We start from the raw sequence: 7,463 nt of genomic DNA on the forward strand, positions 1-7,463 counted from the left end.
GGTTCAAATCCGGCTCCCGCAACCACTGAAATAAATAAGAATGAAACGACACGCTTAAAGCGTGTTTTTTTATGTCTAAAATTTGGTGTGTATATTGTGGCTCATAACCCGAAGGTCGTCGGTTCACCTTTTATAAGTTCAGGCTCCCGCAACCACTGAGATAAATAAGAATGAAACGGCACGCTTAAAGCGTGTTTTTTTATGTCTAAAATTTGGTGTGTATATTGTGGCTCATAACCCGAAGGTCGCCGGTTCACCTTTTATAAGTTCAGGCTCCCACAACCACTGAAATAAATAAGAATGAAACGACACGCTTAAAGCGTGTTTTTTTATGTCTAAAATTTGGTGTGTATATTGTGGCTCATAACCCGAAGGTCGTCGGTTCGCTTTTTACAAACTCAGGCTCCCGCAACCATTGAAATAAATAAGAATGGAACAACATACTTAAAGCGTGTTTTTTATACCTGAAATTTGATGAGTGTGGTGATTTAGCTTATAGGTTAAAGATCGTCTTCACAGCATGAGGTATTCACTACTCATAAGCACAAGCACAAGCTCCCGCTTCCCTGAGATACACTTCACAAAAGTTATAAACGACTTAAAATAAATCGTTATTACTTAAAACTTTGTTTAGTTTGTGTTAAAACGGCACAAATATTTTTGGGTTGTTACAAATATGACTGAACTTTACCACTGGTTTGATTTAATAGGTATTGCGGTGTTTGCTGTATCGGGCACTTTACTAGCGTACGAAAAAAAAATGGATGGCTTTGGGGTCGTAGTTTTAGCGACGGTAACTGCTATTGGTGGTGGTACAGTGCGAGATCTAATTTTAGATGTTCCTGTCTTTTGGTTACACGATCAAAGTTACTTTTTTGCCATACTAGCTTCAGTATTTGTTACAACGCGCCTTATAAATAAACAAAAGCCGATACCTCATTATATTTTACAAACAGCGGATGCGTTTGGTTTAGCTTTTTTTGCAGTAATGGGGGCGCAAAAAGCGCAGCTTGTTGGTATGCCCGATATGACTGCGGTAATTATGGCTGTAATTACAGGCTGCTTTGGTGGATTAATTCGAGATGTGCTTGCACGCGAAATCCCTATGCTATTAAAAGGTGAGCTTTACGCTATTACCTGTATAGCGGGTGGCACTGTTTATACGCTTGGCATTAGTTTTTCGTTAGTAACCGAAATGGCGATGGTATTAGGTATGTTAATGACCTTATTACTTCGTTTGGCTGCTATAAAATGGCAAATCACATTACACGTTTTTAAATATCCTGACTAAACTGGTGTAATCACATCATTTACTAGGATAAGGAATGTCGTTAGCTCGTATATTTTCTCGTGCTCAAGTGGGTATAAATGCCCCAGAAGTTATTGTAGAGGTTCACCTAGGAAATGGGTTACCCGCTTTTCATATTGTAGGCCTGCCCGAAGCGTCCGTTAAAGAATCAAAAGACAGAGTGCGTAGCGCACTCGAAAACTCTCAATTTGGTTTTCCCGATCAACGAATAACCGTAAATTTAGCCCCAGCCGACTTGCCAAAAGATGGTGGCCGGTTTGATCTTGCTATTGCGGTGGGTATTTTAGTCGCCTCTGGGCAAATAGTGTGCCCTGATATTCATAAGTACGAGTTTTATGGTGAGCTTGCTCTTAATGGTGAGGTGCGTGGTGTAAACGCTATTTTACCTTCGGTACTTGCTGCAAAAGAGCAAAATCGTTGCTGCTTTTTACCTCTTGCAAACGACAGCCTAGCAAGCCTAGTTAATGGCGTTAAACGCAAAGCCGTAAGCTCTATTCAAGAAGTGTGGGGGGATTTACTTAATCAACAACCCTTGCCATTAAATATAGAGTATCCCGACTGCACACAAGCCCCTGACTTTTTGCTCGATTTAAGCGATGTGAAAGGTCAGCCCGGTGCAAAGCGAGTACTCGAAATTGCCGCAGCTGGCGGGCATAATTTACTATTTTTAGGCCCTCCAGGTACTGGTAAATCAATGCTGGCCCAGCGAATGGCTACAATTATGCCTACTATGTCGGACGATGAAGCTATTTCAACAGCTGCGCTTTACTCTATTATTGGACAATCCATAGATTTAACTAATTGGCGACAGCGGCCATTTCGTAATCCGCATCATACGTGCTCAGCTGTTGCTTTGGTGGGGGGCTCTTCAAATCCCAAGCCTGGTGAAATTTCGCTGGCACACAACGGTGTGCTCTTCTTAGATGAGTTACCGGAATTCGAGCGTAAGGTGCTTGATTCACTGCGTGAACCAATGGAGACCGGCACAGTAACTATTTCACGTGCAGCTAGGCAAATGGAGTTCCCAGCGCAGTTTCAGCTTATTACAGCATTAAACCCAAGCCCAACGGGGAGCCATACTGATAAGCGGGCAACTCCCGATCAAGTTATGCGTTATTTATCACGCGTGTCGGGGCCTTTTATTGACCGTATTGATTTGCAAATAGAACTACCTCGTTTAACGAGTGTTGAGCTACAAAGTACCAAACCAGAGGAAACCAGTGCTGAGGTTAGAGCAAGAGTTGAGGCTGCTTATTATGTGCAGCTAAAACGCCAAGGTAAGGTTAATGCGAGGCTTAATAATAAAGAAATGAGTGTGCACTGTGTACTGGCGCCAGCAGAGTTGCAGTTTTTAGCCAGAGCAAGCGAAAAGTTGTCTTTATCGCCACGCTCTTACCATAGAGTAATTAAGGTGGCGCGTACAATTAGTGATTTAAAAGGCGCTGAAAACATTAGTTTAAATGAGCTTAAAGAAGCACTTAATTACCGCGCATTTGAGCGCCTTATTGCGCAATTAACTAAGTATTAAATAGAAAGCATATAGCCTTTACCGCGTACGGTAACGATGCGTTTTTGATCTTTTTCGTCATTTAATTTTTTACGTAAACGACCAATAAGCACATCAACAGTACGATCGTTTGGACTCCAATCGGGCTGGCCTATTTCTTCAGATATTTTTTCACGGGATGTGGCTTTACCTGCATTACTAATTAAGCAAATAAGCACTTTATGTTCGGCTTCAGTTAAGCGTGACTCAACGCCCGCAGCAGTAATTAATGTGCGGTTATCAGGATGAAGCTTAAAGTCAGCATATTCTATAAACTCTTCGCTTTCGTCGTCTTCTAGGTTAACGGCAACACGCTTATAGAGCGCGCGCATGCGAAGCTCTAACTCAAGTAAATCGACGGGCTTACAAATATAGTCATCAGCACCTTGTGCAAGGCCTGCAATACGATCGGCTTGGGAGTCACGACTCGATAATACAATAACGCCAATATCGGTCAGTGTGTTTAATTCTTTTGCGAGCTGAAGCCCGTCGCGCTTTGGTAAGACAATGTCAATTATGGCTAATGATATAGCACCGCGCAGGTTTACCCGCTGCCTTACAATGTTAAGTGCATCAGCGCCAGTGGGGTCTACCTCTATTGTAAATTCGGTATCTGCAAAGTGATTTTGGATGCGTTTAACGAGTAGTTCATCGTCTTCAACCAATAAAACATTAATAGCCATAGTACTTTATTTTGAATGCTTATAGCTCTGTATGGTAGCACCATTAGGTAAATGCTGAGAAGGGGGTTTATTAGTTTTAAGTAACTTAATATTTCAAAGATGTATAAGACGTTATTAGAGGATGAGGTTAGCACCTTTAGACTAATTAAAAGGTGCTAAATAATTAATTCTACTATTAATAAATCTGTATTAAGTTGTTATTTTAAAGGTTCAGGCTCAGTCATTTTTATACATCGAGTCCCACCATTGAGGCTCGTTTTTTAGCTTTTTATCAAAGTATGCGAGCATAGTGTTCCACCAATCAAATCGTTTATCGCGTGCAAAAATTTGATGGTCGGCGCCTTTGTATTCGATTAACTCTACGTCCTTATTAAGCAGTTTAAGTGCGGTGTACATTGTTAAGCTTTCGCCAACAGGTACATTGGTATCGCTATCACCATGAAGAAGTAGCATAGGTGTTGTTACTTTGTCGGCATGAAATACAGGGCTATGTTGGCTGTAAAGCTCAGGGTTATTCCACGGGAAGCTATTTTTTGATGCTTCGCCAGAATATAAGTAACCCCACCAACCTTCACCCCAATACGAGGTAATATTAGAAATACCCGCATGAGCTATTGAAGCACTAAATATATCGGTTTTAGTTGCTAATAACATGGTCATGAAGCCACCGTACGATGCCCCTAAGTTACCTACTTTTTTACTATCAACATAGTTGTATTTATTTAAAAAGGCTTGCGTGCCTTCGATAATATCGTCTGCGGTGTAGTCGCCCCAGGCATTAACATGCTGCGCTGAAAAATTTTGTCCAAACCCTGTTGCGCCAGTAGGTTGCACTACATAAACAACATAGCCATTTTCTGCCCATAAGTTAAACGGGTAACGACCTGTAAAACCACGCGTAACTGGTGAAGTACCGCCGTAGTAATACACGAGCGCAGGGTGCTTTTTAGTTTTATCTAAGTTGCTAGGAATGTACACACGGCCCGTTATTTCAACCCCATGTTTATTTTTAAAATTAAACTCTTCTAATGTAGGGAGTCGTGTATTTGCATAGCTACTTGGTTTTGAATCCCATATTAAATCTGTTTTATTTTTACTTACGTTCAGGCGCTTTAGTTGTTGTGGCGCTAAAGCGTTAGTGCCACTTAGTAAAATTTCGGTATTACGGTCGTGCGAGTAACTAAATTTTTCAACAATATCCAATCCCGTATTTAATTTTTTAAAGCGCTGTTTACTTAAATCAAATAGATAAAGTGGTTGAGTGTCTTGCTCTGTTACTTTAATAAGCGCATCGCCGTTTTCTAAAACGTGCAGTTGGCCAATAGCGGGGTCGAACTGTTTACTGAGTGCTTTTACGTTTTTACCGCCTTCAGTAAGTAGGTAAAGTTGCCCGTCGTAGTTATTAGCGAGCATAGCTTTTGGTAATGCTCTGCCTGCGCCATTTTTAAAGTCAGGGCCTGCAACTACATAAATATCTTTATTTGTATATTTGGCTAAATTAAACGTTTTGAATTTACCAAGCGATGAAAGCTTGTTTGATTTTAAATCGAGTTCAACAAGCTCTGTTTCAGGGTGAGTTGATGCTTGCATTGCCATTACTGGGCGGCTCATTAATACTTTGCCACGGTTACTATTTGAATCTTCAAGGCTGTAAGAAAGAGGACCTTGGCTAAGTGCTTTTGTTAAACCACTTTTAGTATCAAGCATATAAATTTGGCTGATGGAACGTGCATACGACCAGCGATCTTGCAGACCTTTATAGTGCTTGGTTAAGCTGTTAGTACTCTCAGGTGATTTAGACCAGCTAAACAAAAGACTGGTGTCGTTATAAAAGGTAAAGCCATTAGCTCCTTCTAAATCGTTTGCTAATGTTTTTATTGAGAAGTTTTTACGGTTAAGTTGTTTAAGCTCACCATTTAACAAATACACTAAATATTGGTTATCTGGACTCCAAATAATGTTACTTGGTTGGCCTGCTTCAAAGCGATAAAGCGTTTGATTGTCTGAATCTTTAAGTACAGTAACTGTATTTGCTTGATTTTGTGTTTTATCGCTATAAGTGCGAGTGGTAGTAACGTACTGCTTGGCATTAGGTGCGAGTGATAATTGGCTAATGGTAGGAGCATCAAACAGTTGTTTTGCAGATAAACGTTTTATGTGTGAAGTGCTGAGCGTAATTTTATCAATGTCGCTTTTAGGTGCAAAATCAAGCGTTACATCGTGCCAATTAGCTACTTGCTGGGCTACTATTAAAACAGTGTGAGTACTGTTATTTAAAGCTAACTTATAGCTATTTTTATCGCCTGTTTGTAGTTCGCCATTAATAAATAACTGACCTTGCTCAATCCCTTTTAAGGTAAGTGTACCTTGCGTAAAGCGGGTTGTTTCAATATTAAATTTTAGTGCCTGTAACCCACCTAAAGTGAGCGCATTGATTTTATTAAACGGCTGCCAGTTTTGTTTTTTCCCAAATACAGAAAAACTATCTGTGTCTACTTGTAGTTGCGGCAATAGGTTGTTAATAATCGCACTGCCATGAGGTGTCTGAAAAGGCTTTAACTGCATGTCTTCGGCAAGTGGGCCGATAAACTGAATTTTTGATTTATCCAATGGTGCAGCTATTGCAGCAAAGCTTAAGCTGCTAAGCGTTAAAAGAGCTGCTGCGTACTTAAATAGCTTATTTTGATGACACCATGGTGCGCTAAATTTCATTATTATGCCTATTATTATTGGAAGTTTGGCCAAATATAGCATGTATTGTTACCATGCTCACATATCCAATATAGAGGAGAGAAAGTGACTTTACTGATAGTTTATATGGTAGTGGCGATTGTTATTTCGTTTTTATGTTCTGTGATGGAGGCTGTGTTATTAAGTATTTCGCCCAGCTATGTTGCATCACTTAGAAAAAAACACCCTGAGCTTGCTAAACAGCTCGAAAAGCTTAAAAACAATATAGATCAGCCTTTAGCTGCTATTTTAACTTTAAATACAAAGTTTCCTCCTTATTCTCAACCTTTAAGTCCTTTAGATGAAGATCGATTAAAGCCAAATCAGTTTTATCCTGTGTCGAGCCCCATAGGTGAAAGCGGCGATGCTTTAACGGTAAGCCTCAAACAATATCGTTTTGTATATCCAGAAGAAATAACAATAAAGGTAAGCGCTCAAGGGCTTGGTAAAGTGGTCATTGAACTTGCAAATACTGATACAAAGGAAGTACTAAATACCCATACGGGCAATGCGCGTGAAGGTGAGGCAATTATTACATTTAAAGAAGATGAAGATTACCCTCGTAGTTTGCAAGTGTATGTGCAGGGCGATGTTGACGGCAAAAAAGTACCCGTAGTTGCGCAAATTCAATATATGCCGCCAAGTGCTACTTTGACAGGTTTTGAAATTGCTTATGCTCAAAATGAAAACATGATTATGCCAGCTAATTTAACGGTGATAAAAAGTGGTTTGTATCGTGTTAGGGCGAATTTATATAGTGGTGATACACCACTTGCTCATTTGGTATCTAAGGAACGCTTAACACAAGGGAGCCAAACCGTAGACTTAAAAGCTCATTGGTCAGTATTACCTAAGGGCGTTACCGATATGCGCTTAAGTGACTTTGTAATAGAAAGAATGTCGCCAAGCCCAGGTGAGCGTAACAGCTTTGGGAATAGTGAAATAAGCCATTTTGATATAAACGATTTCTCGTACGACAGTTTACAGCAGTTGCCGTATCAGACTAATGCACAAGAAAAGTTAAGTTTAGAGTTTTTACAAGGCCTAGCTGAGAGTTAAAAAGACAACGTAAGGCTGAATTGGTAAATTTAAGGGGGTTGTACATAAATACAACCCCCTTAAATTTGTTAGCCTAGATATGTTAGCTTAGATTTATAGTAACTACACTTGGCGCTTCTTGTTCATCAAGCTCATT

5 protein-coding genes are annotated in these 7,463 nt (G+C 40.1%); 3 read left to right on the plus strand and 2 right to left on the minus strand.

Features of this window, described 5'->3' with window-relative positions; translation table 11 throughout:
* The first annotated feature begins 676 nt into the window (after positions 1-676).
* Together H5072_RS07725 and H5072_RS07730 are read left to right on the plus strand one after the other, a co-directional pair.
* Positions 677-1,291, plus strand: coding sequence for a trimeric intracellular cation channel family protein (locus H5072_RS07725; protein ID WP_007587018.1), 615 nt, complete (start codon positions 677-679; stop codon positions 1,289-1,291).
* A gap of 34 nt (positions 1,292-1,325) precedes the next feature.
* The gene (locus H5072_RS07730) at positions 1,326-2,837 is read left to right on the plus strand and encodes a YifB family Mg chelatase-like AAA ATPase (protein ID WP_182693177.1); all 1,512 of its coding nucleotides are present in this window, start codon (positions 1,326-1,328) and stop codon (positions 2,835-2,837) included.
* Here H5072_RS07730 and H5072_RS07735 read toward each other — a convergent pair.
* Positions 2,834-3,538, minus strand: a complete 705-nt coding sequence (locus H5072_RS07735) for a response regulator transcription factor (protein WP_002957913.1) — start codon at positions 3,536-3,538, stop codon at positions 2,834-2,836. The two genes, H5072_RS07730 and H5072_RS07735, sit on opposite strands and share 4 nt — an antisense overlap.
* 216 nt (positions 3,539-3,754) lie before the next feature.
* On the minus strand, positions 3,755-6,250 hold the full coding sequence (locus H5072_RS07740; RefSeq protein WP_182693178.1) for a S9 family peptidase: 2,496 nt from the start codon (positions 6,248-6,250) through the stop codon (positions 3,755-3,757).
* A gap of 84 nt (positions 6,251-6,334) precedes the next feature.
* Between H5072_RS07740 and H5072_RS07750 the strand changes: the two genes are divergently transcribed.
* Entirely contained in the window at positions 6,335-7,327 is a 993-nt protein-coding gene (locus tag H5072_RS07750; protein WP_310735875.1) for a DUF21 domain-containing protein, read from the plus strand.
* Positions 7,328-7,463: the final 136 nt, after the last annotated feature.

The sequence above is a fragment of the Pseudoalteromonas sp. SR45-5 genome (assembly GCF_014163565.1).
GTDB classification, from domain to species: Bacteria; Pseudomonadota; Gammaproteobacteria; order Enterobacterales; family Alteromonadaceae; genus Pseudoalteromonas; species Pseudoalteromonas distincta.